This is a genomic window from Mesorhizobium sp. USDA 4132, from assembly GCF_056279545.1.
Genome location: NZ_JBWCCP010000001.1, coordinates 2402507 through 2429008, shown reverse-complemented (window position 1 = coordinate 2429008; position 26502 = coordinate 2402507). Strand labels below are relative to the sequence as shown.

Genomic DNA, 26502 nt, shown 5'->3' with positions numbered 1-26502 from the left:
TATGGATCAAGGCTTGTCAGGCATATTGATCGCTGGAAGCTCGCATGTCGGCAAAACGACGCTGGCAAAACGTCTGGCTGAGGCGCTCAACTTGAACATGGTATCGACCGATAGTCTCGGGCGGCATCCGGGGCGGCCGTGGCCGAGCGTCCGTCCACCTGTGGTCGAGTATTATAGGCGCCTTTCGCCGGAGACGATCTACTGGTTCCTGAGGGTGCATCACGAAAACATGTGGCCCGGCCTGAAGCGAATGATCGACGGCGAGATAGAGGCTCGAAAACCATTTGTGCTGGAAGGATCGGCACTGCGGCCTGAATTCATCGCGCCGCTCGTTTCGGAGACGCTTGTCGGGATATGTCTCCATGCCGATACAGATTTCCTACGGGAGAGAATGCGAGCCGAGGCGGGATATCTGCAGGCCGGGGAGGGCCACCGGGATATGTTCGACGCGTTTATCGAGCGTTCCCTTCGCGACAATGCGGAAATGCACAAAGCGGCTCGGGAAAATGAGCTGAGGATCGTCGATGTTGCCGACCCGCATGCCGTGAATAATCTTTTCGACGAGCTGGTGCGGCGCGGGCCGTCTTTGAGTTCGGCCAGAGGTTAGGCTTTGCGGTCGGTAACATAGTAGGCTGGCAGGGCGGCCCGGAAGCCGCCCTGTTGTTTGTTGGCGCGGTGGTGGTCAAGCCGCCAGCGAGGCGATGTCGATGACGAAGCGGTAGCGCACGTCACTCTTGATGACGCGCTCATAGGCTTCGTTGATATCCTGGATATTGATCTTCTCGATCTCGGACGTGATGCCGTGCTCGCCGCAGAAATCCAGCATTTCCTGGGTTTCCTTGATAGAGCCGATCATCGAGCCGGAGAGGCTCTTGCGGCCGCCGATAACCGAGAAGGCATAGACCGGGACCGCATGTTCCGGGACGCCTACCAGCACCATGGAGCCGTCGAACTTCAGGAGGCCGAGATAGGCATTCCAGTCGATCGTCGTGCCGACCGTGCAGATGATCAGGTCAAACGTGCCGGCGAGTTTGGTGAATGTCTCGGCGTCGCTGGTGGCGTAATAGTCCTTGGCGCCGAGCCTCAGGCCATCTTCCTTTTTCGACAGCGTCTGGCTGAGCACGGTGATATCGGCGCCCATGGCCGCACCGAGCTTGACGCCCATATGGCCGAGGCCGCCCATGCCGACGATCGCGACCTTCATGCCGGGACCGGCCTTCCAGTGGCGCAGCGGCGAATAGAGCGTGATCCCGGCGCAAAGCAGCGGGGCGCCGGCGTCGAGCGGGATATTGTCCGGGAAGGAGAGGACGTAACCTTCCTTCACGACGATCTGGTCCGAATAACCGCCATAGGTCGGCGTCGTGCCGTCGGCCTCGACGTCGTTATAGGTCTGGGTGAGGCCCGGCAGGAAATGTTCGTAATCGAGATCACGGGTGGCGCAGCCAATGCAGGAATTCACGAAGCAGCCGACACCGACACGGTCGCCGACTTTGAACTTGGTGACACCAGCGCCGACGGCCGAAACGACGCCGGCCACTTCATGGCCCGGCACCATCGGAAATCGGGAATTGCCCCATTCGTTGCGGGCCTGGTGGATGTCGGAATGGCAAACGCCGCAATACTGCACCGAGATGACGACGTCGTCGTCATTGGGTTCGCGGCGCTCGAAGGTGAAGGGCGTCAGTGGTTTCGACGCGTCGGTAGCGGCATAGCCTTTTGCAATAGCCATGGGAGCTCCATTCATCTGTTGGTTGGGAGGGAATTGGACGCGCGGACTATGCCTCCGGACCTCGCAACGGCGTTAGAGCGATCCTGCGAGCTTTTTGCACGATCCTGCAAAAGTGATTGCCCGCCTGTTGGTTTCATCGGCAAGTCGGCATAGGAAAAGCGCTCATCTGCTCATCCCGGAGGCTCCATGACACTGCCCTTCAATCCCTATCACGAGGCGGCCTCGATTGCCGCGCGGCACGTTCAGAAGGATGGGGAAGTGTTCACGGCCGTTGGAAATCTGATGCTCAGCCGGCGGACGGTCCCAACCGCACCGCTCTATATGGATTACCGGCCCTGCATCGGTTTGGTCCTGCAAGGCACCAAGAGCGTCAAGCTGGGGGACGAGATGATTGCCTACGGCGTCGGCGATTATCTTCTCACCTCGATCGAATTGCCGGTGACCTCGCGCGTCACGGTCGCAAGCCCGGAGGTGCCGCACTTATGTTTCGCGCTTGCCATCGATACGGACCGCCTGTCCGCGCTGCTGGAGCGGGTAGACGTTCCCCGGCTTGGTTCCGACACCGATGCCATGCGCGGCATCGTCTCCAATGTCGCGCCACCGGAACTTCTCGATGCCGCGACAAGGCTGCTTCGGCTCCTCGATCGGCCTGCGGATATTGCGGCCATGGCGCCGCTGATCGAGCAGGAAATTCTCTATCGTGTCCTCTCGGGGCCGGATGGCCCACGGCTCATTCATATCGCCACCGCCGAAAGCCGCAGCAACCGGATCGCCCGCGCCGTCGCCTGGCTGCGCGCCAATTTCCACCGGCCGCTGCGGATCGAGGACCTGGCGGACCATGTGGGTATGAGTCCGTCTTCGCTGCACCACCATTTCAAGTCGGTGACCGCGATGACGCCGGTGCAGTTCCAGAAGAAGCTGCGCCTGCATGAGGCACGGCGGCTGATGCTGTTGGAAGGGCTGGATGTCGGCAGCGCCGGCCACCGGGTCGGCTACCAGAGCCCGTCGCAGTTCAGCCGCGAATACAGCCGGCTCTACGGCGTGTCGCCGCTGCGTGACGTGGGCGCTATCCTGGCTGCCGCGGAATAGCGAGGCTTAAACCCTCGTGGATCAGCCGGTAAACTTCAGCGCCTTGTCGTTGCGGCAGCTCGAAGAACGGACTTGACGGCTGCGGCGGATGCTTTATACGAGCAGAACCGTACCGTACGGTACGCAAAAGGATTTGAGAACGTGAGAGCCGACGCCACCGACATGCCCGAATTTTCGCCGCGCCAGAACGCCGTTCTGGAACAGGCGCTTCGGCTGCTGGTGGAAGGCGGCGAGAAGGCGCTGACGACCTCCGGTCTTGCCCGCGCCGCCAATTGCTCCAAGGAGAGCCTCTACAAGTGGTTTGGCGATCGCGAAGGCCTGCTGGCCGCAATGATCGCCCATCAGGCGAGCAAGGTGCGCACCTTTGAGCGTTCGGGCGAACGGCTGACCGCTGATCTCCTGCGTGACCACCTCGAACTTTTTGCCCGCGATCTTCTGGAAGTTCTCGCCGGCGACGTCTCGCTGGCACTCAATCGGCTGGCGATCGGCCAGGCGACCCGGGAAGGATCGAAGCTCGGGAAGCTGCTGCTCGAACACGGCCGCCGGCAGATCGATCGTCGTGCCATGGCGCTGATCGACCAGGGAAAAAGGGCAGGGCTGCTGCGCTTCGACAATGCGGATGCCGCTTATCACACGCTTTACGGCCTGATCGTTTCCGACCTGCATGTGCGCATGCTGCTCGGCGAACCCGGCCTCAAGGACAATGCGCGCCAGGCGGAGAGGGCGGTCGCTTCGTTCCTCACGCTGCACGGCACGCAGAAACAATCGGCGGACGTGCTCGGCGTCTCCGCTGGACGATAACAATCATCAACAGACCTCACGCATAGGGAAGGAAAAAACGATGCGCGTTTATTATGATCGGGATGCCGATATCAACCTCATCAAGTCCAAGAACGTTGCCATCATTGGCTACGGTAGCCAGGGTCGCGCGCACGCGCTGAACCTCAAGGACTCGGGCGCCAAGAACGTCGTGATCGCGCTCAAGGCCGGTTCCGGGACCATCAAGAAGGCCGAAGCCGACGGCTTCAAGGTGATGACTGTCGCCGAGGCCGCCAAGTGGGCCGACCTGATGATGATGGCGACTCCGGACGAGCTCCAGGCCGACATCTACAAGGCCGAAATTGCCGGCAACATCCGCGACGGCGCTGCAATCGCCTTTGCGCACGGCCTCAACATCCATTTTGGCCTCATCGAGCCGAAGACCTCGGTCGACGTGGTCATGATCGCGCCGAAGGGCCCGGGCCACACCGTTCGCGGCGAATACCAGAAGGGCGGCGGCGTTCCCTGCCTCGTTGCCGTTCACCAGAACGCTTCGGGCAACGCGCTTGAGCTCGCTCTCTCCTACGCCTGCGGCGTCGGCGGCGGTCGTTCGGGCATTATCGAAACCAACTTCCGCGAAGAATGCGAAACCGATCTCTTCGGCGAACAGGTCGTTCTCTGCGGCGGTCTCGTCGAACTCATCCGTGCCGGTTTCGAAACCCTGACCGAAGCTGGCTACGCGCCGGAAATGGCCTATTTCGAATGCCTGCACGAAGTGAAGCTGATCGTCGACCTGATCTATGAAGGCGGCATCGCCAACATGAACTACTCGATCTCCAACACGGCCGAGTGGGGCGAATACGTCACCGGCCCGCGCATCATCACCGAAGAAACCAAGGCCGAGATGAAGCGTGTCCTCAAGGACATTCAGACCGGCAAGTTCACCTCGGACTGGATGCAGGAATACCGTGCCGGCGGCTCGCGCTTCAAGGGCATCCGCCGCATGAACGACAGCCACCAGATCGAGGAAGTCGGCGCCAAGCTGCGCGGCATGATGCCCTGGATCGGCAAGAACAAGCTGGTCGACAAGAGCGTCAACTAAGACGAATGAGCCGGGGCGGAATCAGGCTTCCGCCCCGGATTTTGGAATATAAGTGACATGCGGCAGGTTTTCGAAATGCCGGTCGCAGGTCAGCAGATCGGCGTCAAGGAGCCTTGCTGTCGCGTAGATGATGGCGTCTGCGGTCGAGAGCTTGAAACGGAGGGAAGCTTCGGCGGCATCCCAGGCTATCTCGGTGCCTAATTCAACGACGATACATTCGGTCGTATAGGACATGAAGCGTTCGGCGGATTCCTCGCCCCTCTCCCTTATCAACCATTTGCACATTTCCATTTGAACGATCGTCGGGACGATCAGTTCGTGCGGTTCAGGTATCTCGCCCGCCAGGCGTGAAGCCAGGGGACTGTCGACCAGCCACTCGATCCATGCCGAACTGTCGATGACGCGCATCAGTAACGATCGTCCCTGTCCCGATAATTGCTCGTGTCGGCGCCTTTTGCTATTCCTCTCAGCTCGTCTCGCGTCGGTACCGGAACGAGAACGACGCTCTTGCCCTTAGGGATGAAGGCAAATTGCTGCCCAGCTTGCCAATTATGCTTTTCGCGGATCTCTTTGGGTATCGAGATCTGGAATTTGGAGGACAAGGTCGCCGTCGTCATGATCTTACCTTCTGCGGATCGATAGACTATGCGTAAGATAGTGCCGTTGCAAGCAAAATCAAAGGCGAAAAAAATCGCAGCAACCGCGATAGGTCAGTCTTGCTGACCTATCGGTCTTTGTGTAATGTTTGGCCAAAGAAAATTGAAATAAGAGGAAACATCCCGTGCTTGATTGGGAACAAATCTTTGCGACGCGCTCCAGCCGCATGCGCGCCTCTGAAATCCGCGAACTGCTGAAGCTGCTCGACCAGCCCGATATCATCTCCTTCGCAGGCGGCATTCCGGATCCGGCGCTGTTTCCGGACGTGGCTTTCAAGGAGGCCTATTCGGACATTTTTTCCGGCGCACAGGTGAACGCGGCGCTGCAGTATTCCGTCAGCGAAGGCTATAAGCCGTTGCGCGAATGGATCGCCCGCGACGTCGCCAAGATCGGTATCGACTGCACGCCCGACAACGTGTTCATCACGTCGGGATCGCAGCAGGCGCTCGATTATCTCGGCAAGCTATTCCTGTCGCCGAACGACACGGCCCTCGTGACCTGGCCGACTTATCTCGGCGCACTTTCGGCCTTCAATGCCTATGAGCCGAATTACGACCAGCTCTCGCTGAACGGCAACCGCACGCCGGAAGCCTATCGCGACACCGCGGCCAAGACCGGCGGCGCCGTCAAGTTCGCCTATCTGTCTGCCGATTTTTCCAATCCGACCGGCGAGACGATCGACCTGGCGGCCCGCGAAAGGCTGCTGGCGCTTGCCGACGAACTTGATATTGCGATCCTCGAGGACGCCGCCTATCAGCACCTGCGGTATGATGGCGAGGCCATTCCGCCGATCATGGCGCTCGACATCGCCCGCCGGGGCGGTATCGAAAACACCCGCACCATCTACAGCGGCAGCTTCTCGAAGACGCTGGCGCCGGGCCTGCGCGTCGGTTTCGTCGTCGCGGCGATGCCGGTTATTCGCAAGCTGGTGCTGATGAAGCAGGCGGCCGACCTGCATTCTTCGACGATCAACCAGATTGCCATCGAGTACGTCGCCTCGCGCGGTTTCGACGCCCAGGTCGCCAAGATCAGGTCCGTTTACAGCAAGCGGCGCGATGCGATGCTGGCGGCTCTCGACAAATACATGCCGAAGACCGCCACCTGGACGCGTCCGGAAGGCGGCATGTTCGTGTGGGTAACCTTGCCGGAAGGCATGGACGGCGCCGAGTTGCTGGCAAAATCGATCGCCACGGAAAAGGTCGCCTTCGTTCCGGGCAAGGCGTTCTACGCGGACGGCAGCAATGCCAATACGCTGCGCATGAGTTTCTCCTGCGCCGACGAGGCGATGATCGACGAGGGTATCAAGCGGCTCGGCCGCCTGGTCTCCAACGCAATCCGGACGGCCGCCTGAGCCTAGGAAACATTTGAGTATGAAAAAGCCTGCCGCGGATAAACGGCAGGCTTTTTTGTTGGTCGACCTTCTTCGACTGTCCTGTTAGTCGGCGGCGAGGACGATGAGCATGTCGCTGTCCGCATAGGAGGTCATTTCGGCGCGGGGCGGATTGACGACCACGCCGCCGAGATTCCTGACATCGGCGGCGCCCGGCCGCTGGCGGCGGTGGCCGATGGCGATTTCGCCGCGGCGAAGGGCTGCCAGCGCTACAGTGAAGAAGTTTACGGGCTTCGAAATATCGACATAATCGCTCATCGGCCGCATGTAGATCTCGGAGCCGGCCTCGTCCAGAAGCTCTTCGAAGATCGCCGCCATCGATTCGTTTTCGGAGGCTTGAGCGAGCATCAGGCTGACCAGCTTATTGCTGACGACGAAATCCTCGGCGCGGGTCACTTCCGCAAGCTCGCGGTTGCGAACGTCGATCATCTCGCTGACCACGCTGACATGCTTGCCGGCCGTCTCGCCGATCTTGCGGAGCTGCAAAAGAGTGATCAGCGTGCGCGTATCGGCCGATTGGGCCATCATGCTGTCGCTGTAACCGAGAACCAGAACGTGGTCGTAGGACGGAATGTCGAGCGCGTCGAGCGCCGGGCGGCTGCTGGTGTCGATCACCCGGTGATCGACGGCAAGCACGGACCTGTCGAGGTTCAGTGAGGCGACTTCCCCTTCGAATTCCGGCGTGTCGGCGGCGATCGTCAGCCGCGAGCCGGGCGCCACATAGCGGGCAAGTTCGGTCGCGATGATCGGGCCGCGGCGATTCCAGCCGAGGATCAGCGTGCGCTCCGCGGTCTTGGCTCGCTTGACGATCGCCTTGATGGCATTCTTGTCGATGCCCATGTCGCCGGACCAGGTTTTGATCGAGTCGTCATCTTCGGCGATGATGACCGCGCGATCACCGGCGGCGATCACCTGGTTGGGATTGGGGTTGAGATGAATGGCGCCGTCCTTGTCGCAGAGACCGATCAGGGTGCTCTTGTCGTAGGCCAGCACGGCATTGCCGAAGGATTTTCCGACGAGGTCGGGCTGTTCGAGCGTGTAGATCTCGCAGCCGTCGAAATCGAGCAGTTCGGAATAGACGGCGCTCAAGCCCGCCTGGCGGCTGGTATGGACGACGATGCGGGCGATCAGGTCGTCGGCGAGCACCAGCTGCATTTCTCCGCCGCCGACGATCCTTGCGACTTCGGCGTTGTCGGCGTCGCGGATTTCGGCGGCAATCATGTATTTTTCTGTCCGCCGGTTCGGATCGTTGACCAGCGCCAGCACCGTCTTGATGACCTGCGGGTCCGCATCCTCGCCTTCGGGAGAGAGAACGATGATCGACCGCGAGGTCTGCGGGTTGACGATGCCGAGATCGTAGAGGTCGGTCGGATCACCGCTGCGGCAGATGATCTTGGTGTTCTTGCGATCGACGACTTTGGTAGCGATCTCGTCTTCCATCTCCACCTTGTCCTTGTTCGCCATGATGACGATGCGAGGGTTGCGGCGGCTCTGGTTGGCGATGACGAGTTCCGAGATGACGTCGAAGATCGAGGGCGACCAGTTGAGGATGATCGTATGCTCGGTTTCGAGCACCCGCGAACGGCCCTTGCGCAGGTCGTCGAGCTTGTCTTCCAGGCCTGACGAGATGACGCCGATGAGTGCCGAGAAGACGAAGATGCCGGCGATCGTGACCAGCAGCATGATGATGCGGAAGCTCCAACCCTGGTCGGCGCCCATGGTGCCGGCATCGAAGGTGCGCATCAGCGATTCCCACGTGCCTTCGACGAAGCCCAGCGGCTCGGCACCTTCCGGCGCAATGCCGGTTACGGCGAGAATAGCGCCGGCGATCATGATCACCACCAGCGATATCAGCGCCAGCCAGCCGATCAGCGCGATCGCGCCGCCCGCCATGCTCTTGTCGAACCCATAGCGCAGCTGCGCGCCCCAGTTTGCCCGGCTTTTCATCTTGTGTCCCCGAAATATACCCTGGTGGACGAGATGGCAGGATTAGGTTGCGAAACAATTGAAGGCCCGCGTTTTGCGCCGTCGTTGTGCGGGAATGATCTGAGCACAGTAAATTTAGTCTTCGAATCTTGTAAGCCGCTGGTAAAACACGCCCTAAGGCGATGTCGCTCCACAGCCTGTCACATGGCTGTCAAGCAGGAATGCTTATCGTCCGCAGCTTATGTTCGAACAGGGACGCTCCGATGAAGAACCTTCTTTCCGCTTTCACCGCCCTCGTGGCTTTTGGCATGATTGCCGGCGCCGCCGAGGCCGCCGATCTCGTGCTTTATACCAGCCAGCCGAATGAGGACGCGCAGGCGACCGTCGATGGTTTCAAGGCTGCCAATCCGGGCCTCGACGTACAGTGGGTGCGCGACGGGACGCCGCAGATCATGGCCAAGCTCAATGCCGAGATTCAGGCCGGCAATCCGGCGGCCGACGTCCTCTTGATCGCCGACACGGTGACGCTGGAGCGGATGAAGCAGGCCGGCCAGCTGATGGCCTACAAGTCGCCGGAAGCCGCCAATTACGACAAGGCGCTTTATGACGCCGACGGCTTCTACTATTCGACCAAGCTGATCACCACCGGCATCATCTACAACACCCAGGCCGCAATGAAGCCGACCAGCTGGGCGGACCTTGCCAAGCCGGAGGCCAAGGGCCTCGTGACGATGCCGAGCCCGCTCGCTTCGGGTGCAGCCCTCATCCACGCACAGACGCTCGCCGGCGTATCCGGCCTCGGCTGGGATTATTACAAGAACCTCAAGGCAAACGGCGCGATTGCCGCGGGCGGCAACGGTGCGATCCTGAAATCCGTCGCTTCGGGCGAGAAGGCCTATGGCTTCGTGGTCGATTACCTACCGATCCGCGAAAAGGCGAAGGGCGCTCCCGTCGAGTTCGTGTTCCCGAAGGAAGGCGTATCTGCGGTGACCGAGCCGGCCGCGATCCTGGCCTCCACCAAGCATGCTGACAATGCCAAGAAGTTCATCGACTACGTGCTTTCCCAGAAGGGCCAGGAGGGCTTCCTGAAGCTCGGCTACATTCCGGCACGCAACGGCATGGCCGTGCCGCCCGGTTTCCCGGCTCGCGATACGATCAAGCTTCTGCCGATCAATGCCCCCGATGCGCTTAAGAACTCCGAGAAGGACGTCAAGGCCTTCGCGGATATTTTCGGCATCAAAGGCTGATATAAGCGCCTTATGAGACAATCTCGAAATCGGGGAAACGGCCAGCCACGCTGGCTGTTTCCCTCAGACTGCTGACAAACCCCTGGCGTGGTCCGGGGGTTTGTGATTCAGTGGGACATGTTGAAGAAACCTGCCTCTTGCCAGACGGCTCTTGAGATGGTGACGCTCGAGGGTCTGGTGCCGAAGGATCACCTGCTTCGCAAGATTGATGCGGTGATCGACTTCTCGTTCATCCATGATCGCGTTGCCGGGCTTTATTGCGCCGACAACGGCCGGCCGCCGCTCGATCCGACCTTGATGTTCAAGGCGCTGTTCATCGGTTACCTGTTCGGCATCCGCTCGGAGCGCCAATTGGTGCGCGAGATCGAGGTCAACGTCGCCTATCGCTGGTTTCTGCGGATGAAGCTGACGGATGGGGTGTTTGACGCCTCGACGCTGTCGCAGAACCGCCGCCGGCGCTTCAACGACACCTCGGTTTCCCAGGACATCTTTGATCATATCGTTGAGCAGGCGATCGGTCATGGCCTGGTCGACGGTACGGTGCTCTATACGGATTCGACGCATCTGAAGGCGAACGCCAACAAGGGCAGATACGACCTTGCGATGATCGAGAAGTCGCGCGCCGATTATTGGGCCGACCTCGACCGGGCAATCGAGGTCGAGCGGGCGCTGCATGGCCAGAAGCCGTTGAAGGAGAAAGAGCGTCAGCCGGAGGTGAAGGAAACCAAGGTGTCGCGCACCGACCCCGAGAGCGGCTATATGGTGCGCGACGGCAAACCGAAAGGCTTCTTCTACCTCGACCACCGCACGGTGGACGGCCGCCATGCGATCATCACCGACACCCATGTGACACCTGCCAATGTGCATGACAGCATCGTCTATCTCGAGCGGCTGGACCGTCAGCGTGAGCGGTTCGGCTTCGAGGTCGGCGCGGTTGGCCTGGATGCCGGCTATGCGACCTCCGGCATCGCCAAGGGGCTTGAAGACCGCACCATCCTCGGTGTCACCGGCTACCGCAATCCGACACCGCCCAAAGCCGGCATGATGCGCAAATCGAAGTTCGTCCACGAGCCTCAGACAGACGGCTATCGCTGCCCCGAAGGACAGTTGCTCGCCTATGCCACCACCGACCGCAACGGCTATAAACATTACGCATCCGATCCGGCCATCTGCCGCACCTGCCCGTTGCTGGCCTCCTGCACCCATAACGCCACCGCGACACGCACCATCACCCGCCATGTCTGGGCCGATGCCCGCGAGCGCACCGATGCCAACCGCCTGACCGCTTGGGGCAAGGCGATCTACAAACGCCGCAAGGAAACGGTCGAGCGCTCCTTTGCCGATGCCAAGCAGCTGCATGGCCACCGCTATGCCCGCTTCCGAAGTCTCACCCGTGTCGCCTGCCAATGCCTGCTGGCTGCAGCCGCCCAGAACATCAAGAAGATCGCAATGGCGCTCATCAAAACACCAAAACCAGCCGCGGCATGAGCCAGCCCATCCTTCTGCCCCTCCCGCCAAGACCTCCCGGCGGAAAACAAATCCACAAAAACAAAACCCGCCGAAAATATCGACGGGTTTGTCAGCGGTCTGGGGGAAACAGCCAGCCACGCTGGCTGTTTCCCTTTGTCATAGTGGTGATCTTCTGCCTGAGCGTGCTGCCGCTCGGCCGGCTTGCCGCAACCGGAATCATGTCCGCCTTTCGGGGCGGGGCGAGCGAGCTCCTGTCCGACCCGGGCCTTTGGCGGTCGGTCTACGACACCCTGTCGACTTCCTTCTTCGGCATGATCGCAGCCGTCATTCTCGGGGGCGGCTTCGCGCTGCTGCTGACGCTGTTCGACATCCGCGGCAAGGCTCTCCTCGGTTTCCTGTTCATGCTGCCGACGATGATCCCGCCGCAGGTGACGGCGCTGTCCTGGATCGGCATGACGGGTCCTTCGAGTGCGCTCCTGAAGGCGCTGGGGCTGGCGCCGCCGCTCGGCTCGCCGCAGCCGCTCTATTCGGTGGGCGGCATCGCGCTGCTCTACGGCGTACAGAATGCGGCACTGGTCTACCTGTCGCTGCGGGCCGGGCTTCTGGCGCTGCCGCGCGATGGTGTAGAGGCGGCAAGGCTTTCCGGCGCGTCGTCCTTTCAGGTGCTGAAGGATGTCATCCTGCCGCTGTCTCTGCCGGGTTTTGCAGCGGGAGCGGCGATCGCTTTCGTCTCCTGCGTCGGCAATTTCGGGATTCCGGCGATCCTCGGCATTCCCGCCGGGATCTACACGCTGCCGACCCTGATCTATTCGAAATTCGCGGCTTTTGGTCCCCGCACGTTCGCGGACATCTCCGTCTTGTCCGCCTTGATCGCCATCCTGTCGGTGATTGGGCTGATGGTCGAGGCACGGGTGCTGCGCGGCCGCGACTATCGCGTCATCGGCCTGTCGGGGCAGGTCGCGGTGTTCCGGCTCGGCGCCTGGCGCTGGCTTGCCGAACTGTTGCTGTGGCTGACGATCTTCCTGATCCTCGCCATGCCGCTGATCGCGCTGGTCGCAAGTTCGCTGGCTCCGGCCTACGGTGTACCGCTCAGCCCGTCGACGGTCACCGTCAAGGCCTATGAGGAAATCCTCGTGCGCCAGGCTGCGACGCGAATGGCCTTCACCAATTCCCTCTCGCTGTCGCTTGCCACCGCCTTCGGTCTCCTGGTGGTGACGGTGCTGACCGGCTATTTCCTGGTGCGCAGCAAGAGCCGCTTTACCGGACTTATTTCGGCGCTGGCGGAAATCCCCTATGCACTGCCGGGCATCGTGCTGGCTGTTGCCTTCATCCTGCTGTTCGCGGCGCCCATTCCCGTGATCGGCATCTCGATCTACGGGACGATCTGGATCATCCTGATCGCCTATTTCTCCAGCTTCTTCGCCGTCAGCCTGAAACCGGTGGTCAGCGCCTTCCGACAACTCGACCCTTCCCTGGAGGAGGCCGCGCGGCTATCTGGAGCAGGTTTTGCCCGCCGTCTCGCCGATATTCTCGTGCCCCTGGTAGCACCAGCCGCGGGCGCTTCGGTGATCCTCGTGTTCCTGATCGCCTGCAACGAACTGACCGTCTCGGCGCTCCTCTGGTCGGCCGGCACCCAGACGCTCGGCGTGCTGATCTACAATCTCGATGACAGCGGCAGTTTCAACATCGCCGCCGCACTTTCCGTCCTCGTCGTCGTCATGGTGATCGCGATGATGATCGTGCTGGAACTGATGGCGAAACGTCTGCCGAAAGGTGTGGTCCCGTGGCGAAGCTGATCCTCAACCGTCTCTCCAAGACATTCGATCTGGGAGGCCGGGCGGCCGTCAACGACGTATCGCTGACGGTGCGGGAAGGGGGCTTCCTGGCCCTGCTGGGGCCTTCCGGCTGCGGTAAGACGACGGTGCTCCGGATGATCGCCGGCTTCGAACAGCCGAGTGACGGCTCGATCCTGCTCGGCGAGCGAGTTTTGGCAGATGCTGGCGAGATGGTGCCGCCCGAACATCGCAACATGGCGATGGTCTTCCAGTCCTATGCGCTCTGGCCGCATATGAGCGTCGCGGAGAATGTCGGTTATCCGCTGAAGGTCCGGGGCATTTCGGGCGAGAAGCGCGACCGTAAGGTCAAGGAGGCGCTTGCCGCCGTCCACCTCGAAACCTATGCCGACCGGCGCCCCGCCGATCTTTCCGGCGGACAGCGGCAGCGCGTGGCGCTTGCCCGCTGCCTCGTCACCGAACCGGATGTCGTGCTGCTCGACGAGCCGCTTGCCAATCTCGACCGGCACCTGCGCCAGGAAATGGAAGAGACGTTTCGCGAGTTTCATGCCCGGTCGGGCGCAACGATGATCTATGTCACCCATGACCAGGCGGAAGCGATGGCGCTAGCGACCGACGTCGCGGTCATGTCCGAGGGCCGGCTGCTGCAGGTGGCGACGCCCGAGGAGATCTATGCGCGGCCTGAGGGCCGGCTGGTCGGCGGTCTCGTGGGGCAGGGATCGATCCTATCATTGCCGTCACCCGTCGGTGACGGGCGGCTTCTCGAATGGCCGGCCATGCAGGACATTCTGGCGGATCGCACGGAACGGACTTGCGCCGACATTCTCGTGCGCCCGCAGGATGTCGAGATCGCCGCCGGGGGTGCCGCGGTGACGGTGCTGTCGGTTCTGTTCGAAGGCGAGCGTTATGCCTTGCGCCTTGCCTTGCCGGATGGGCAGACACTGCGCGCCTTCAGCCGCCATCCGGTAAAGTCCGGGGACAGGCTCGCCGTCGTCATCCGCTCGGCCTGGCGTCTTTAAACCGCCGGCCTTATCGGGCTCCGGAACATTGCCACCGGATGACCCTGCAGCCGCGGCTGTTCTGGCGGCAGGAGCCGATCGCCTGGTTTTCGGCCTCCCTGCGGTTGTAACCCCAGCCCGAGCCCCAGCCGTCAGGACCCTTGGCGACGGCGCCGCAAGCCTGATCGAACCAGATTGCGATCCGGCAGTCGCTGGCGTCGCAATTGGACTGTGCGGTCCGTTCGGCGCTTCGGCGGGTTGCATGATCGTAGGACCAGCCGAGCGCACCCGTGCGCGGCGAATAGGCGATGGCGCCAAATCCGTCCGCCATCGACTGGCCGGCACCGGCGAACAGAGCACAGAAGGACAGAGATGCCAGAATTATGCGTTTCATGTACAAGAACCCCCGACGGCAGATCGTACCCCGATCACAATAGTGCCGCTGGCCTGAAGGTCGCATCGGTACCGAATTTCTGCAACCGACTTTGTGGGTTGCCGATAATGACGACTTAAATTTCTCGATTCATTCGTTTTTATTACGAGCACCGGCGGTTAAGGTGAAGGCTGCAGCAGGATGGATTCGATGTCTCTACGTCTCGGCACCTTCAACATTGAAAACCTGATGACGCGTTTCGATTTTTCCGGCTGGCGCAACCAGCTTCGGCAGGACCGGGTGCTGCGGCTCTACGATGTGCAGGACAAGGCGGTCTACCAGCAGCTCGAACAGGCCCGGATGATCGCCGAGACGGACGACACCCGGCAGCTTTCGGCGCTGGCGATCGCCGACGCGGATGCCGACATCCTCTGCCTTCAGGAGGTCGACAGCATGCCGGCCCTGCAGGCCTTCGAATATGGCTATCTCTACCGCATGGTCGGCAACGGCTATCGCCAGAAATATCTGGTCGAGGGCAATGATTCGCGCGGCATCGACGTTGCCGTGCTGATGCGCGAGGAGACCCGCAGCGGCGAGAAAATCGAGGTGCAAGACGTGCGCAGTCACGCGATGCTGACCTATCAGGATCTCGGCCTCTTCAACGACGAACTGGCGCTCAGCAACCAGGCGCATGACAAGATCTTCAAGCGCGACTGCCTGGAATTAGAGCTGACGATCGGGGGCAAGCCTTTCTCGCTGTTCGTCGTGCATTTCAAATCCATGGGCAATGCCCGCGACGGCCAGGACGGCCGCACGGGCACGATGGCGATCCGCATCGCTGAGGCGAAAGCGGTGCGCCAGATCGTCGAGCGCCGTTTCGGTAAGGGCCGAACGGCGGACAAGAACTTCGCCATCTGCGGCGACATGAACGATTATCAGGAAAAGGTGCAGGTGATCGGCACCCGCCGCGAAGGCTACCGATTCGAGCCCCGGCGCGAAGAAGTGAGTGCGCTGAATGTCTTCACCGACGACGGCTTCTTAGTGAACCCGATTGCGCGCCGCGACGTGATGGATCGCTGGACGCTCTACCATGCACGCGGGCCGGAGGAGCAGCATCTCTGCCAGCTCGATTATATCTGGCTGTCGCCGGCGCTCGCCGAGCACAACGCCGATAGCGTGCCGGAAATCATCCGCGGCGGCCAACCTTATCGCACCGTCTTTCCGCCGGGACAGGAGGTCGAGCGGTTTCCGCGCATCGGCTGGGACCGGCCGAAGGCATCGGACCATTGCCCCGTCGTGATGTCTCTGGAGCTTCGATGACCATCCAGGCGATCAGCGGCTGGCCGCCTGAAAATACCGTCTTCGAGGTCGAGGCTTTTGATCTTTCGGTCCTGCCCGGAGCACATCCGATCTATCTCGCGCACCGGGACGATATCGAGGAGAACTGGGCGCGGGAATCAGCGGCCAATCCGCATCTCTTCAACGGCCAGATGGTGCTGCAGAACAGGCTTTCGTTCCGGGACGGCGTGATCATCGGCGAGGCGCATGTCATCCCCTATTCGACACTCTTGTGGTGGCGGAAACAGCCCGATCCGGCCGGCGCTTTTCACCTCTTCGGCTTCGCCGTGCCCGTCTCGTCCGATGGGGCAATCATCGCCGTCCGGATGAGCGAAAGGACCGCCAATCCGGGTCAGGTCTATTGCGCTGCCGGTTCGCTCGATCTCCTGGACATCGTCGACGGAAAGCTCGATCTCGAGGCCAATATGTACCGTGAAGTTCGGGAAGAAACCGGCCTCGATCTCGCCGAGGCGAAGGCGGATCGGCAACTCTTCGCCAACTACAGCGGGCACCGGGTCGTCGGTTTCCGCTTCTATCGCTTCGATCTTACGGCGCAGGTGATGCTGGCGCGCATCGCCGATCATATGGTGCATGACGAGGAAAAGGAGATTGCCGGCGCGGTGGCGATCCGCTCGGCCGATCGCGGCGCTCATCCCTACAGCCCGTTGATGTTCCCGATTCTCGACCTGTTTTTCGGCCATTCGATGCGCTGAACAGGGGTTGCTTTGAACCGACCGGTCGGGCAGTTTGGCGCCATCGAAACACGAGGAGGTGTGGTTGGCCCGTCGCTACAGCATCTATGATGTCTTCACCGATAGACGACTTGCCGGCAATCCGCTGGCGGTGATTGTCGACGGAGACGACCTTGCCGACGAGACAATGCAGGCGATTGCCAGGGAGATGAATCTCTCCGAGACGGTGTTCGTCCAGTCTTCCGCGAATGCCGCTTATGCAGCACGTCTGCGCATCTTTACCCCGGGCCGCGAACTGCCTTTCGCCGGGCATCCGACCGTCGGAACGGCGGTGGCGCTCGCCGAACTCAATCATGGGTCTGGTGGGCAGCTCGACATGGACCTTGTCTGCGTGCTGGAGGAAAATGTCGGTCCGGTGCGCTGCGCCGTGCGGTTTCGTGCCGGCGAGGCGGGGTTTGCCGAATTCGACCTGCCGCGAAAGCCGGCGCGAATCGAGCTTCCGCTCGACCGTCAGGGGCTCGCCGATGCGCTGAGCGTCAAGTCGACGGATATCGGTTTCGAGAATCACGTCGCCTCCATCTGGAGCGCCGGCGTGCCTTTCCTGATGATCCCGCTGCACAATCTGGCGACGGTCCAGAATCTCGAATTCGACACGGCCTTGTGGGAAAAGGCGGCGCCGTTCGTGGAGGGCGCGCTGGCGTCGGCATACGTCTATTGCCGTAGCGGCGTGAACCACCAGGCGAAGTTCCATGCCCGGATGTTCTCGCCCGACATGGGGATTTCCGAGGATCCGGCCACGGGCGCCGCGGTCGCTGCACTCTCCGGCGCGATCCGGCATTTCGATGCGCTGCCGGACGGCCATCACCCGGTGCTGGTAGAGCAGGGGGTGGAGATGGGGCGTCCGTCCCTGATCCATCTGCATATCGACGTGAAGGAGGGGGAGATCGCCAGGGCCCGCATCGGCGGCCAGGCGATCAAGGTCGCGGAAGGCAAGCTCTATCTTTGAATTTCGCCGCTTGTCGATGATTGCGATATTGTGACGCAGTAAGACTTTGAAACTTTTCGTTTTTGCGTCGCTATCGAGCTGTGGAGAGGTTTCCGTCAGGCGCAAAATCCGACCTCATGGATTTTTTGCCCGGTCGGGCGAATAATTTTCACCGAGCCGCTGGACAAGCCGAACGATCCCCTTTATACGCCCTCACACCGCTGGCGAGCACGCCTCGCACAGATGGTTCTTGGGTGATTAGCTCAGTTGGTAGAGCAGCTGACTCTTAATCAGCGGGTCGTAGGTTCGAGCCCTACATCACCCACCACTTTTTCAACGATATCAATTCGTTGTGCGCCAACATTAAAGATCATATTTAAATCTAAGGATGACGCTGCGATCACAGAGGCTCCTCTGAGAGATCGCATGCAGAAGCGTCTACACGCGCAGATTTGGCCTCCCGAATTTCTATGGATAACACCTTTGAGACACCCCATCGGTGAAGCTAAGGGTCTTCGGTGCAAAGTCGAGAGCGGCCGACGACCTTGGTGACGTTGGCGAGAAATGCTCGCAGTAGGCGACATCGTCAGCGGCTGGAGAACAGTGATCGAAGTTTCCCAGGGAAGTTGGTGCCTTGTCGCCGGGAAGCTCCAGCGGCAAGGCTTTGGATCCAACGGTCATCTACGGCAACGTGTATCGACTGCAAACCGCCGGCAGTGCGATTCCTGGGTCCGGAGCAAACCCCCGACAGGATCGTCCTACGAATATACGGTCGTAGTGCTGTCGATGTACCCCATTTCAACGAATCTGGATTTAATGACGTCGGAGATCTTCTGGAAGCGGATAAGTTGACGCCACGACAAAGCTGACACGATCAACGCAAGTGCCGGAAGGACCAGGACTATCAACCACCAGCCGGCCATGAAAATGTAGACGCATAAGAGTGCAAGCAACACGGTTGCAATCTTCGAGAACAGCAGCAGACCCGCGGAAACTCCGCGCTCAATCCCGTAGGTGTTTTCACTGGCATAGCCAAGAACAAGATTCTTGAAGTGGTGACCTGTAGACTTGCCGCCGAGGATGACCGGCTTGTCAAGCATCTGCCCCTTTTCATGCACGAAAGCAATTGTAGCGATCGGGGGCTTGGCGAGGTTCAGGGCGACTGCACTCGTCAAGAGCTTCGGAGTGACCATCAACGAGACTGCGACATCGTCCAGCCGGACTTTTGAGCCATCGGCACGCTGCAATTCGATGTGTGTGTAGAACCGGCTATTTCCATATGAGCGGTTTTCACCGACTTCAATAATCTCACCGGTCTCGAAGATAACGTTCTTCATCCGAGAATTCCTTCAGATTTGATAGCTGTATAATGTTGAAATTTACTGCAATCCGTCACTCGGACAGATCGAAAACGAGCCTGGCATTCGGACCTTTGTCGCTATATCCGATGACGTTGCAGCCTTCTCTGACAGGCGCCCTGCCCAAAAGCGTCAGATTTCCGCCTTGGTAATGGCCGCTGACGAGGTACGGCGCCGGAGCGCAGCCTTTCTTATAGGTGTAGGCGATCCCCGAGAACCACTCGTTCGGAACCTCCCAGCCACGGACAAGCACGGTGTCTTCCGTGACCGTTCCGGCCAGAGACTGTTTGGGCTCTGCATAGACGATGATGTGCTGGCGCTGGTGATTGAACATCACCGACTTGTTGTGGCCGATGTGTTCTCCATACTTTTCGTCGTTGGGCCCCAGCTTAAACGTCTGGTCGACCGGAACGGTTTTGTAAGGCCATCCCATCGGACATAGCGTAAGCCACAGGCCACCGAACTCACGGCCTCGATCGGCATCCGACATACCGAGACGCTTGCCTGTCGCAGCGTCTTTGACGCCGACATACCCCTGAAAGTTCTGGTTTTTGGTCTCGGGGCCGTCGAAGAGGTAATGCTTGCCATCAGTCCAGAGATCGCCCGTCTCGCAATTGGCGGTGGCTTCGTAGACATGATCAGCGGACGATTCAAGCGCGTCGGATACGCAGTTCTTCTTTCCAGGATACCAGTTCCCACACCACGATTTCGCCGACTCCGGTGTGACCTTCGCCTTCATCGTGGACTTTGTCCCGCCGTAATCGGTGGCCTCGGTGATGATCGCAGTGGTCGTCTGCTTAAACAAAGGGTACTCGTCGCCGATCGGTGCAGGCGGCATTAAAGGGATGGTCGCGGATAAGAAAATGGCTGCGGACAAAAGTGGCATAGCAATGTTTTCCGGATTGAAGATGGTCGTCGATGGGGCGACCATAGACCGGAAAAGCTGCGGAAGAATTTCGCGTATACGTAGAAAACTTTGCCGACGATTATCAGCGCATCAACCTTTCCGAACTCGTTGTTACGTTTCCGCCAAAACGCAACAACGGCCGCACTTGTTGCCGCTCTCCGCCGGCAGGGCTACTTTCATCCCCAATCCCGTTTCTTTTGCTCCCTCGACGGGAACTCCGGCGCCTGATCGGCATTTGGTCTGCAAGACGAAATGGGAGCGCGGTCATGAAGCCAATCCTCTTGCTTTTGGGCAGCCTTGTCCTACTCGTTCTGGTGTTCCTGAGCGGCGTGATCATTACCGCGAACGTGATCGCCGTGCCCGAACCCCATAAGTTCGCCAATATGGATACGCCGGACCTGTGGACCTCCAAACCGAAGGCCGTCGACACCGCCGGCCAGGATTATCAGCGCCCGCCCGCTGCGACGCCTCCGGCTTCGGTTGCAGCCGATACGCGGGAAACGCCCGCTGTCCAGCAGACCGCCACGGGGGTAGCCGTCGACAATACAGTGACCGGGTCCATCAATCCGCAGCAGCCGGCCACTCCGCAGCAGCCGGCTACAGTGCCGCAGTCGCAGGACGAGAGGAAAGCCATGCTCGATCCCGCCCAGGCCGACTGGTGCTCCGCGCGATACAAATCCTATCGAGCCGAAGACAACAGTTACCAGCCTTTCAGCGGCGGCTCCCGCCGGCAGTGCCGGGCACCGGGCGCTGCCGCGACCGGGACCGTTGCCGCGGCACCGATGCCTGATCAGCCGCAAGCTCTGCAGATGCAGGATGAATTGCAGCCGCTTCCAGAAAGACCGGCTACCCGCGCCAATCAACGGGCGAATGACGGAGCGGTAGGCTACGCACAGTCGCGGGCGATCGAGGCCGACGCTCCTGCCGGATCCCATGAGGAATGGTGTTTTGCCCGTTACCGGTCCTACCAGGCCGAGGACAACAGCTATCAGCCCTTCGCCGGCGGCCCGCGCCGCCAATGCCAATCGCCTTTCGGCTGATCACCAGCTCAGGCGGCGCGTTGGACGAGGTTCTTCGCCATCATCATATGCACGCCCTTGCAGCCGTTGACGGTCTGGGTGATGCGCAGGTCGCCGGCAAGGCTGCAGAGCGTATAGGCATCTTCCCGCGACAGGCCGCCTTTTTCGCCGAGCAGCACGATCATGTCACGCAGCGCCATGACGGCGCATTGGTCGAGATCCGGATCCATGCCCATGGTAATGTAATGCGTCGGCGTTTCAGCCCGTGGATAGACGAAATCAAGATCGTCGCGCACGGTAAGCCGGAAGGTGCCGCGCAGCGCCGTCTCGATGGCGGTAATGCAGACCTCGCCGTCGCCCTGCGCACCATGGCCGTCTCCGCAGGAAAACAGCGCGCCCTCGTTGAAGATCGGCAGATAAAGCGTGGTGCCGGCGACCAGTTCCTTGTTGTCGATATTGCCGGCGTGCGAACGCGGCATGATCGAGGTGATGCGGCCCCAGTTCGGCGGCGGAGCGACGCCCATGACCCCGAAGAAGGGCGCCAGCGGCAGGTCGAGACCCCAGGGCAGGCGGCCGACATTCCCCTGCTTGTCGAGCGGGATGGTGATCATCCGCGGCCTTTCGAAATCATAGGGGAGCGTGCCGGCAAGCGGGCGGATGACGTTATAGCCCCAGTCCTGGCGCAGCTCGACATCGAGGATCTTCACCTCCAGCACCTGGCCGGGCCTGGCGCCGCGCACGGCGACCGGGCCGGTCAGGATATGGCCCTGCATGATCGGCCGGCAGTTTTCGTGAATTTCGAGATGTTCGGGAAGGATGGTGAACCCTTCCTTCGGCAGAACTTCCGCAGGGCCGGAGACCGTGTCGATCACCACCGTGTCGCCGCTGTCGATCGTCAGCACCGGCTCGCGGGCGGCGTCGAAATAACCCCAGGCGCAGGTTTTGGAAGAGGCGGAGACGTGATGTTGCATGGCCGGGCTCGCTTATCTGATCCGGGGAGAGACTAGCCGATTTTACTTTGCACGCCAGTCCGCAAATCCAGCCCAGTTCGCGACGATTGATTTGCTAGTTGGGCCGTTGCCGCAAGTCTTAGGCCGTTCCGGCGGCCTCCGGTCTCGTGGTTGCCATGCGGCGTTCGGTCTGGCGCAGGCAGAGCGCCAGGACCAGGCCAAGCCCTGTTGCGGCGGCGATGTAGAACGGTGCGCCCTGCCAGCCGGATGCTGCAACGATCGAAGCGAGCAGCATCGGTCCGAAGACCTGGCCGATATTGGAGCCCTGCATGACGAAGCCGCTGAACGTTCCGACGAGGTCTCGGCGCGGTGCATAGACGGGCAACGAGCCCATGATGGTCGCCGGCAGGACGCCGCCCGACACCGCGTAAAGCACCGAGGCACCGTAGCGCATCCAGAGCGGAAAGCTATGGCCGAAGACGACGAAGGCGGTCAGCGTCAGCATCACGCAGGGACCGGCAATCAGCACCCAGCGCGGGGCACCCCAACGCGCGAAGACGCCGCCGAATATGTTGCCGACGCCGTTCGCGAGCACTGCCAGCGCGGTCATGATGGACGCAGCCGCGAGGCCGGTTCCCATTTCCTCGATCAGCAGCGTCGGCAGGAAACCGAAGACGGACATGAAGCTAGCGCTGTAGGCGGCGAAAATACCGGAGAGTATCCAAGACATCGGCCGGGACGCGGTGAGCTTGACGGCCGTCAGAAGCGACGTTGTCGGATGTCCGGCGGTTTGTGGTTTTGGAAGGCGCATCGCCAGCAGGGCCACCATCGGAATGACGCTGAGCATGGCGGCGAAAATCCAGGAACCCTGCCAGCCGAAGCTCGGCAGCAGGAAGGGCGAGATCATCATCATCACCGCAACGCCGACCGGCATCCAGATACCCCAGAGCGCGAAGGCAAGGCCGGTGTCGCGCGGTTCGACCGAGGCCGCAATCAGGCCCGGGGCCGCGACCGAGACCATGATGAGGCCGACGCTTTCGAGCACGCGGCTGGCGAAGATCACCATTTCAGAATGGGTGAGGGCGCCGATCAAGCTGCCGGCGATCAGCAACGCGAGGCCGAGGATCATCGCGCGCCGATGGGTCAGGTAATCGGTGAACCGGCCGATCAGGATGCCGCAGGCGGCGCCGAGAGCGCTTGCCAAGCCCATTAGCCAGCCGGCAGCCACGAGATCGATGCCGAGTTCGGAGCGCAGCATGGGGATAGCTGGCGGTACCTTGCCGACGTGCAGGGCCGCAGCGATGCCGCCCAGAACGGCGATTGTGACATGTCCCCAACGCGTCATGCTGACTCTATTCCAATCATCGAACAAACATCCGACCGCTTTATCACCCCCGTACGAACCGAGGCATAAATTCCGTCGCGGACGGCATGATTTCTTGGCCTAGGCAGCAGACGATGACGGAAAGGGTGGCATTCATTGCCTTCTCAGGGGACGCCTCGCCGGGACAGTGATACTCAGTTCTCAAGACGTCGCCTGACATTCGGGCTTTCGTCGCCTCGTTGGTAAAACGGGCCTAGCTTGCCTTGCGCATCTGCTCGCGGCTTTCCTCGACCTTGAGGTTCTGAACCAGCTTGGCGAGCCAATCGACGAAGACCCGCACCTTGTTGGAGAGGTGGCGGGTCTGCGGATAGACGATGTAGAGAGGTAGCGACGCGCAGTGCCAGTCGGAGAGAACTTCGACCAATTCGCCCTTCTCCACCGTCTCCTTCACCATGAAGCGCGGCGACTGGATGATACCCATGCCGGAAATCGCGGCGTTCACATAGGTCCGGGCATCGTTGACGGAGACGACGTATCGGGGCGTGATTTCCAGGTTTTCATCGTCGCGACGGAATTCCATGGATCTCACCCGGCTGGACTGGGCGTTCAGGTAACCGACGGCCAGATGGTCTTCCTGCAGGTCCTGCGGGCGTTCGGGCACACCGAAATTGCGGATGTAGAGAGGTGCCGCATAGGCCGACATGCTGATCTCGCCGACCTTGCGGGCAATCAGCGACTGGTCGGTCGGGGTGCCGGCGCGCAGAGCGCAGTCGACGTTTTCGGCGATATAGTCGACCAGCCGGTCGCCGACGCCGATATCGAGCCTGATCTGCGGAAAAACGCTTATGGAAATCACATAAATTCGGAATGACCAGCAAATCGGCGAAGGCGCCGGCCATCTCCACGCGCAGCCGGCCGGATGGCTGGCTCTGCGAATTCGACATGCTGCCGTCGAGTTCGTCGAGTTCGGAAATTATCTGCATCGCGCGCTCATAATAGAGCGCGCCGTCGGTCGTCACCATGACCTTGCGGGTGGTGCGGTTGAGCAGCGTCGTGCGCAGATGGCCTTCGAGGCTCTGGACGAGATTGGTCACCGTCGTTTTGGGCATATTGAGAGTGGCCGCAGCCCGGGTGAAATTACCGGTTTCCACGACGCGAACGAATACGCGCATTGCCGAAAGCTGATCCATTGTCTTGATTCCTGCTGCGCCGCAACATTGTTCCGAAATATGGAATAGTGTTGTCGAATGCCGTTAACTTGTATGTTTTCACCCGAATAATAATATCAGGTTCAAGATTGACGGCAAGCACCCCGCTTTTACTAGGGGTTTGCCCGAGGGTTTTTCAATGATTGCGCAGTGGGAAAATATCGCATTTGACAAGTCGGCCAAGCCGGCTGTCCCCATGCGCGTCTATGAAGGCGCTGCCAAGGGCAAGGTTCCGCCGCTGGTGCTTTACCTGCGGGGCGGTGCGTTTCTTAATGAGCTGCGGGCCGAAAACGAACGTCCTGTCGCCAAGGCGCTGGCGGAAGCAGGGGCCGTGGTACTGGAAGCCGATTACAGCAGCGTTTCGCAAAACATGTTTCCGCAGGCTATGGAATGCGCATTTGCGGCGCTCCAGTGCCTTGCCGGCCGGCGCAAACAGTTCGGCAGTGCCAAGTCCCAGCTTTTCGTGGCGGGCGACGAGGCGGGCGGCAATGTTGCGGCCGGCGTTGCGCTGAAGGCGCGCGACCTGATGCCCGGCGAGCTGAACGGCCAGATCCTGCTGTCGCCGATGATCGACCCGATGATGGCCACCCGATCGTTTCGCAAGGCGGACGATATCGGCATGGGCGAACGTTGGGCGGAAGGCTGGAGCCATTATCTCGGCTCCCATTGCGGGTTCCAGCATCCTTATGCGGCACCCTGCCTCTGTTCGCGGCTTTCGGGTGTCGCGCCGGCTCTCATCGTGACATCGGAAGACGATCCGCTGCGCGATGAAACGGTAGGTTATGCAACGCGCCTGAGCGAGGCCGGTGTTTCGGTCAGGCGGAAGATCTTCCCTGCCAGCTGCGGCTGGACGGGCATTTACAGAGAGGGCGACGGCGAGTGGATGACAGCACTTTGTGCCGAATTCACGAGCTTCGTCCGAGAGTTAACTTAATAGCATGATTTATTTTGAAGGCAAATAACGGCCAATTCCCAAGGCCGTAAGGAGACTACCAATGACCTCGAAGATCAAAAGCTGGGCCCTGTGGGGCACTGGATTGGGCACCGCTGCGTTGATTGCGGGTGCCTCGGTCTATCTCGATCTGCCGCAGGGCGCCCATGCCGCGCCTGCGACGGCTGCTGCGGCTCCGGCCGTTCCCGTGACGGTTGCCACTGTCGAACCACGCAATGTTTCCACCTGGCAGGAATTTTCCGGAAGGTTGGAAGCCGTCGACCGCGTCCAGATCCGGCCGCGCGTCACCGGCACCATCCAGGCGGTGCATTTCCGCGAAGGCGGACTGGTGAAGCAGGGCGACCTGCTCGTCAGCATCGATCCGGAGCCCTACCGGGCGGCGGTCGCACAGGCTGAAGGCCAGGTGGCATCGGCACAGGCGAAGGTCGAGCTTGCCAATACCGAACTCGATCGCGGCAAGAACCTCGCTTCCAAGAACACCATCTCTCAGAGCGATCTCGCCCAGCGCCAGAGCGCCCAGAGTGAGGCGCTGGCCAACCTCCAGTCCGCCAAGGCGGCCCTGAAGACGGCGCAGCTCAATCTCGACTATACCGAGATCCGGGCACCGATCGCCGGCCGGGCCGGCAAGTTGGAAATCACGGTCGGCAACCTGGTAGCGGCAGGTTCCGCCTCCGCCCCATTGACGACACTCGTTTCGGCCGATCCGATCTATGCGAGCTTCGACGCCGGCGAAGAACTGGTGTCCCGTACGCTCAACGACCTTCCGCTCGTCGACGGTGTGCCGGCGATCGAACAGGTACCGGTCGAGGTCAGCACGCTCGCCGGTAACGGCACGCCGATCCGTGGCAAGCTGCAGCTCATCGACAACGAAGTGAATGCCTCGAGCGGCACGATCCGCGTGCGCGCCGTCTTCGACAATCCGGGCGGCAAGCTGATCCCGGGCCAGTTCGTGCGGGTTCGCATGGGCCAGCCCAAGGCCCAGGATCACCTGATGGTCAGTGAAAAGGCTGTCGGCACCGATCAGGACAAGAAGTTCGTCTTCGTGGTCGATGCGGCCAATACCGTTGCGTACCGGCAGGTGGAGCTGGGCACGGCAGTCGACGGCATGCGGATCGTCGAGAAGGGCCTCAATCCGGGCGACCGGATCGTCGTCAACGGCCTGCAGCGCATCCGTCCGGGTGCTGTGGTCCAGCCGCAGGACGAGGCGAAGGTCGCCAACAAGTAACGCTCTGAGCG

At 61.0% G+C, this 26502-nt stretch carries 24 protein-coding genes, 1 tRNA gene and 1 pseudogene; 16 read left to right on the top strand and 10 right to left on the bottom strand.

Annotated elements, in window-relative coordinates; all coding sequences use genetic code 11:
* Window position 1 precedes the first annotated feature (1 nt).
* On the top strand, window positions 2-607 hold the full coding sequence (locus ACZ9IU_RS12515; protein WP_038543389.1) for a hypothetical protein: 606 nt from the start codon (window positions 2-4) through the stop codon (window positions 605-607).
* A 75-nt stretch (window positions 608-682) separates the two neighbouring features.
* Here the strand turns inward: ACZ9IU_RS12515 and ACZ9IU_RS12510 are convergent, their stop codons facing one another.
* Complete coding sequence (locus ACZ9IU_RS12510) at window positions 683-1729, bottom strand: NAD(P)-dependent alcohol dehydrogenase (protein WP_038543386.1); 1047 nt, start codon at window positions 1727-1729, stop codon at window positions 683-685.
* Window positions 1730-1915: 186 nt separating this feature from the next.
* On the opposite strand from ACZ9IU_RS12510, the gene ACZ9IU_RS12505 reads away from it, so the two are divergent.
* The 3 genes from ACZ9IU_RS12505 to ilvC all read left to right on the top strand — a co-directional run bounded on the left by ACZ9IU_RS12505 (window position 1916) and on the right by ilvC (window position 4679).
* Window positions 1916-2818 carry an AraC family transcriptional regulator gene (locus ACZ9IU_RS12505; RefSeq protein WP_038543385.1) on the top strand — a complete coding sequence of 301 codons (903 nt, stop codon included), beginning with the start codon at window positions 1916-1918 and terminating at the stop codon, window positions 2816-2818.
* Window positions 2819-2980: 162 nt separating this feature from the next.
* On the top strand, window positions 2981-3619 hold the full coding sequence (locus tag ACZ9IU_RS12500) for a TetR/AcrR family transcriptional regulator (RefSeq protein WP_038543383.1): 639 nt from the start codon (window positions 2981-2983) through the stop codon (window positions 3617-3619).
* A gap of 40 nt (window positions 3620-3659) precedes the next feature.
* Complete coding sequence (gene ilvC / locus ACZ9IU_RS12495; protein WP_037082110.1) at window positions 3660-4679, top strand: ketol-acid reductoisomerase; 1020 nt, start codon at window positions 3660-3662, stop codon at window positions 4677-4679.
* A gap of 21 nt (window positions 4680-4700) precedes the next feature.
* Here the strand turns inward: ilvC and ACZ9IU_RS12490 are convergent, their stop codons facing one another.
* A complete protein-coding gene (locus tag ACZ9IU_RS12490; protein ID WP_038543381.1) occupies window positions 4701-5087 on the bottom strand; it encodes a type II toxin-antitoxin system VapC family toxin in 387 nt (128 codons plus the stop codon).
* Entirely contained in the window at window positions 5087-5296 is a 210-nt protein-coding gene (locus ACZ9IU_RS12485; protein WP_038543378.1) for an AbrB/MazE/SpoVT family DNA-binding domain-containing protein, read from the bottom strand. Before ACZ9IU_RS12485 ends, ACZ9IU_RS12490 begins: the two co-directional genes overlap by 1 nt.
* A 164-nt stretch (window positions 5297-5460) precedes the next feature.
* Here ACZ9IU_RS12485 and ACZ9IU_RS12480 point away from each other — a divergent pair, with 164 nt between their 5' ends.
* Window positions 5461-6687: an aminotransferase-like domain-containing protein gene (locus ACZ9IU_RS12480; RefSeq protein WP_038543376.1), complete on the top strand. Its 1227-nt coding sequence runs from the start codon at window positions 5461-5463 to the stop codon at window positions 6685-6687.
* Between the two features lie 84 nt (window positions 6688-6771).
* Here the strand turns inward: ACZ9IU_RS12480 and ACZ9IU_RS12475 are convergent, their stop codons facing one another.
* Window positions 6772-8673 (bottom strand): CASTOR/POLLUX-related putative ion channel, encoded by a 1902-nt coding sequence (locus ACZ9IU_RS12475; RefSeq protein ID WP_038543375.1) that lies wholly within the window; start codon window positions 8671-8673, stop codon window positions 6772-6774.
* 242 nt (window positions 8674-8915) lie between these two features.
* On the opposite strand from ACZ9IU_RS12475, the gene ACZ9IU_RS12470 reads away from it, so the two are divergent.
* From ACZ9IU_RS12470 to ACZ9IU_RS12455, 4 genes are all read left to right on the top strand, one after another.
* Window positions 8916-9899: an ABC transporter substrate-binding protein gene (locus ACZ9IU_RS12470; protein WP_038549275.1), complete on the top strand. Its 984-nt coding sequence runs from the start codon at window positions 8916-8918 to the stop codon at window positions 9897-9899.
* Between the two features lie 117 nt (window positions 9900-10016).
* Window positions 10017-11387 (top strand): IS1182 family transposase, encoded by a 1371-nt coding sequence (locus ACZ9IU_RS12465; RefSeq protein ID WP_038543373.1) that lies wholly within the window; start codon window positions 10017-10019, stop codon window positions 11385-11387.
* Window positions 11306-13165 (top strand): ABC transporter permease, encoded by a 1860-nt coding sequence (locus ACZ9IU_RS12460; protein WP_437179048.1) that lies wholly within the window; start codon window positions 11306-11308, stop codon window positions 13163-13165. Before ACZ9IU_RS12465 ends, ACZ9IU_RS12460 begins: the two co-directional genes overlap by 82 nt.
* The gene (locus tag ACZ9IU_RS12455) at window positions 13153-14181 is read left to right on the top strand and encodes an ABC transporter ATP-binding protein (RefSeq protein ID WP_038543370.1); all 1029 of its coding nucleotides are present in this window, start codon (window positions 13153-13155) and stop codon (window positions 14179-14181) included. The genes ACZ9IU_RS12460 and ACZ9IU_RS12455 overlap by 13 nt, the downstream gene beginning before the upstream one ends.
* Before the next feature lie 10 nt (window positions 14182-14191).
* Here the strand turns inward: ACZ9IU_RS12455 and ACZ9IU_RS12450 are convergent, their stop codons facing one another.
* Window positions 14192-14554: a DUF4189 domain-containing protein gene (locus tag ACZ9IU_RS12450; protein ID WP_038543367.1), complete on the bottom strand. Its 363-nt coding sequence runs from the start codon at window positions 14552-14554 to the stop codon at window positions 14192-14194.
* Window positions 14555-14743: 189 nt separating this feature from the next.
* Between ACZ9IU_RS12450 and ACZ9IU_RS12445 the strand changes: the two genes are divergently transcribed.
* From ACZ9IU_RS12445 to ACZ9IU_RS12430, 4 genes are all read left to right on the top strand, one after another.
* Complete coding sequence (locus ACZ9IU_RS12445; protein ID WP_038549271.1) at window positions 14744-15853, top strand: endonuclease/exonuclease/phosphatase family protein; 1110 nt, start codon at window positions 14744-14746, stop codon at window positions 15851-15853.
* A complete protein-coding gene (locus tag ACZ9IU_RS12440) occupies window positions 15850-16584 on the top strand; it encodes an NUDIX hydrolase (RefSeq protein WP_038543364.1) in 735 nt (244 codons plus the stop codon). The genes ACZ9IU_RS12445 and ACZ9IU_RS12440 overlap by 4 nt, the downstream gene beginning before the upstream one ends.
* Before the next feature lie 64 nt (window positions 16585-16648).
* Window positions 16649-17569 (top strand): PhzF family phenazine biosynthesis protein, encoded by a 921-nt coding sequence (locus ACZ9IU_RS12435; RefSeq protein WP_038543361.1) that lies wholly within the window; start codon window positions 16649-16651, stop codon window positions 17567-17569.
* A gap of 231 nt (window positions 17570-17800) precedes the next feature.
* Window positions 17801-17876 (top strand) — tRNA-Lys (locus tag ACZ9IU_RS12430).
* Window positions 17877-18306: 430 nt separating this feature from the next.
* On the opposite strand, the gene ACZ9IU_RS12425 is transcribed toward ACZ9IU_RS12430, so the two are convergent.
* Window positions 18307-18885 carry a hypothetical protein gene (locus tag ACZ9IU_RS12425; RefSeq protein ID WP_038543358.1) on the bottom strand — a complete coding sequence of 193 codons (579 nt, stop codon included), beginning with the start codon at window positions 18883-18885 and terminating at the stop codon, window positions 18307-18309.
* A gap of 55 nt (window positions 18886-18940) precedes the next feature.
* Window positions 18941-19792 (bottom strand): hypothetical protein, encoded by an 852-nt coding sequence (locus tag ACZ9IU_RS12420; RefSeq protein WP_157885138.1) that lies wholly within the window; start codon window positions 19790-19792, stop codon window positions 18941-18943.
* Between the two features lie 287 nt (window positions 19793-20079).
* On the opposite strand from ACZ9IU_RS12420, the gene ACZ9IU_RS12415 reads away from it, so the two are divergent.
* On the top strand, window positions 20080-20853 hold the full coding sequence (locus tag ACZ9IU_RS12415; RefSeq protein ID WP_051899731.1) for a BA14K family protein: 774 nt from the start codon (window positions 20080-20082) through the stop codon (window positions 20851-20853).
* Window positions 20854-20861: 8 nt separating this feature from the next.
* Here the strand turns inward: ACZ9IU_RS12415 and ACZ9IU_RS12410 are convergent, their stop codons facing one another.
* The 3 genes and pseudogenes from ACZ9IU_RS12410 to ACZ9IU_RS12400 form a co-directional block, all read right to left on the bottom strand.
* On the bottom strand, window positions 20862-21803 hold the full coding sequence (locus tag ACZ9IU_RS12410) for an acetamidase/formamidase family protein (protein WP_038543356.1): 942 nt from the start codon (window positions 21801-21803) through the stop codon (window positions 20862-20864).
* A gap of 118 nt (window positions 21804-21921) precedes the next feature.
* Complete coding sequence (locus tag ACZ9IU_RS12405) at window positions 21922-23127, bottom strand: MFS transporter (protein ID WP_051899730.1); 1206 nt, start codon at window positions 23125-23127, stop codon at window positions 21922-21924.
* Window positions 23128-23359: 232 nt separating this feature from the next.
* Window positions 23360-24296, bottom strand: a pseudogene (locus ACZ9IU_RS12400) (LysR family transcriptional regulator).
* Between the two features lie 157 nt (window positions 24297-24453).
* Between ACZ9IU_RS12400 and ACZ9IU_RS12395 the strand changes: the two are divergent.
* Together ACZ9IU_RS12395 and ACZ9IU_RS12390 are read left to right on the top strand one after the other, a co-directional pair.
* Window positions 24454-25248: an alpha/beta hydrolase fold domain-containing protein gene (locus ACZ9IU_RS12395; protein WP_038543351.1), complete on the top strand. Its 795-nt coding sequence runs from the start codon at window positions 24454-24456 to the stop codon at window positions 25246-25248.
* A 61-nt stretch (window positions 25249-25309) separates the two neighbouring features.
* Window positions 25310-26491 carry an efflux RND transporter periplasmic adaptor subunit gene (locus ACZ9IU_RS12390; RefSeq protein WP_038543349.1) on the top strand — a complete coding sequence of 394 codons (1182 nt, stop codon included), beginning with the start codon at window positions 25310-25312 and terminating at the stop codon, window positions 26489-26491.
* The last annotated feature ends 11 nt before the right edge of the window (window positions 26492-26502 follow it).

Coding starts and splice junctions, on each gene's coding strand:
- ACZ9IU_RS12500 (WP_038543383.1), top strand. CDS start 2,981: ATGCCCGAATTTTCGCCGCGCCAGAACGCCGTTCTGGAACAGGCGCTT.
- ACZ9IU_RS12460 (WP_437179048.1), top strand. CDS start 11,306: ATGCCTGCTGGCTGCAGCCGCCCAGAACATCAAGAAGATCGCAATGGC.
- ACZ9IU_RS12440 (WP_038543364.1), top strand. CDS start 15,850: ATGACCATCCAGGCGATCAGCGGCTGGCCGCCTGAAAATACCGTCTTC.
- ACZ9IU_RS12475 (WP_038543375.1), bottom strand. CDS start 8,673: ATGAAAAGCCGGGCAAACTGGGGCGCGCAGCTGCGCTATGGGTTCGAC.
- ACZ9IU_RS12420 (WP_157885138.1), bottom strand. CDS start 19,792: ATGCCACTTTTGTCCGCAGCCATTTTCTTATCCGCGACCATCCCTTTA.
- ACZ9IU_RS12390 (WP_038543349.1), top strand. CDS start 25,310: ATGACCTCGAAGATCAAAAGCTGGGCCCTGTGGGGCACTGGATTGGGC.
- ACZ9IU_RS12515 (WP_038543389.1), top strand. CDS start 2: ATGGATCAAGGCTTGTCAGGCATATTGATCGCTGGAAGCTCGCATGTC.
- ACZ9IU_RS12490 (WP_038543381.1), bottom strand. CDS start 5,087: ATGCGCGTCATCGACAGTTCGGCATGGATCGAGTGGCTGGTCGACAGT.
- ACZ9IU_RS12450 (WP_038543367.1), bottom strand. CDS start 14,554: ATGAAACGCATAATTCTGGCATCTCTGTCCTTCTGTGCTCTGTTCGCC.
- ACZ9IU_RS12405 (WP_051899730.1), bottom strand. CDS start 23,127: ATGACGCGTTGGGGACATGTCACAATCGCCGTTCTGGGCGGCATCGCT.
- ACZ9IU_RS12470 (WP_038549275.1), top strand. CDS start 8,916: ATGAAGAACCTTCTTTCCGCTTTCACCGCCCTCGTGGCTTTTGGCATG.
- ACZ9IU_RS12395 (WP_038543351.1), top strand. CDS start 24,454: ATGATTGCGCAGTGGGAAAATATCGCATTTGACAAGTCGGCCAAGCCG.
- ACZ9IU_RS12465 (WP_038543373.1), top strand. CDS start 10,017: ATGTTGAAGAAACCTGCCTCTTGCCAGACGGCTCTTGAGATGGTGACG.
- ACZ9IU_RS12410 (WP_038543356.1), bottom strand. CDS start 21,803: ATGCAACATCACGTCTCCGCCTCTTCCAAAACCTGCGCCTGGGGTTAT.
- ACZ9IU_RS12445 (WP_038549271.1), top strand. CDS start 14,744: ATGTCTCTACGTCTCGGCACCTTCAACATTGAAAACCTGATGACGCGT.
- ACZ9IU_RS12510 (WP_038543386.1), bottom strand. CDS start 1,729: ATGGCTATTGCAAAAGGCTATGCCGCTACCGACGCGTCGAAACCACTG.
- ACZ9IU_RS12425 (WP_038543358.1), bottom strand. CDS start 18,885: ATGAAGAACGTTATCTTCGAGACCGGTGAGATTATTGAAGTCGGTGAA.
- ACZ9IU_RS12485 (WP_038543378.1), bottom strand. CDS start 5,296: ATGACGACGGCGACCTTGTCCTCCAAATTCCAGATCTCGATACCCAAA.
- ACZ9IU_RS12415 (WP_051899731.1), top strand. CDS start 20,080: ATGAAGCCAATCCTCTTGCTTTTGGGCAGCCTTGTCCTACTCGTTCTG.
- ACZ9IU_RS12505 (WP_038543385.1), top strand. CDS start 1,916: ATGACACTGCCCTTCAATCCCTATCACGAGGCGGCCTCGATTGCCGCG.
- ilvC (WP_037082110.1), top strand. CDS start 3,660: ATGCGCGTTTATTATGATCGGGATGCCGATATCAACCTCATCAAGTCC.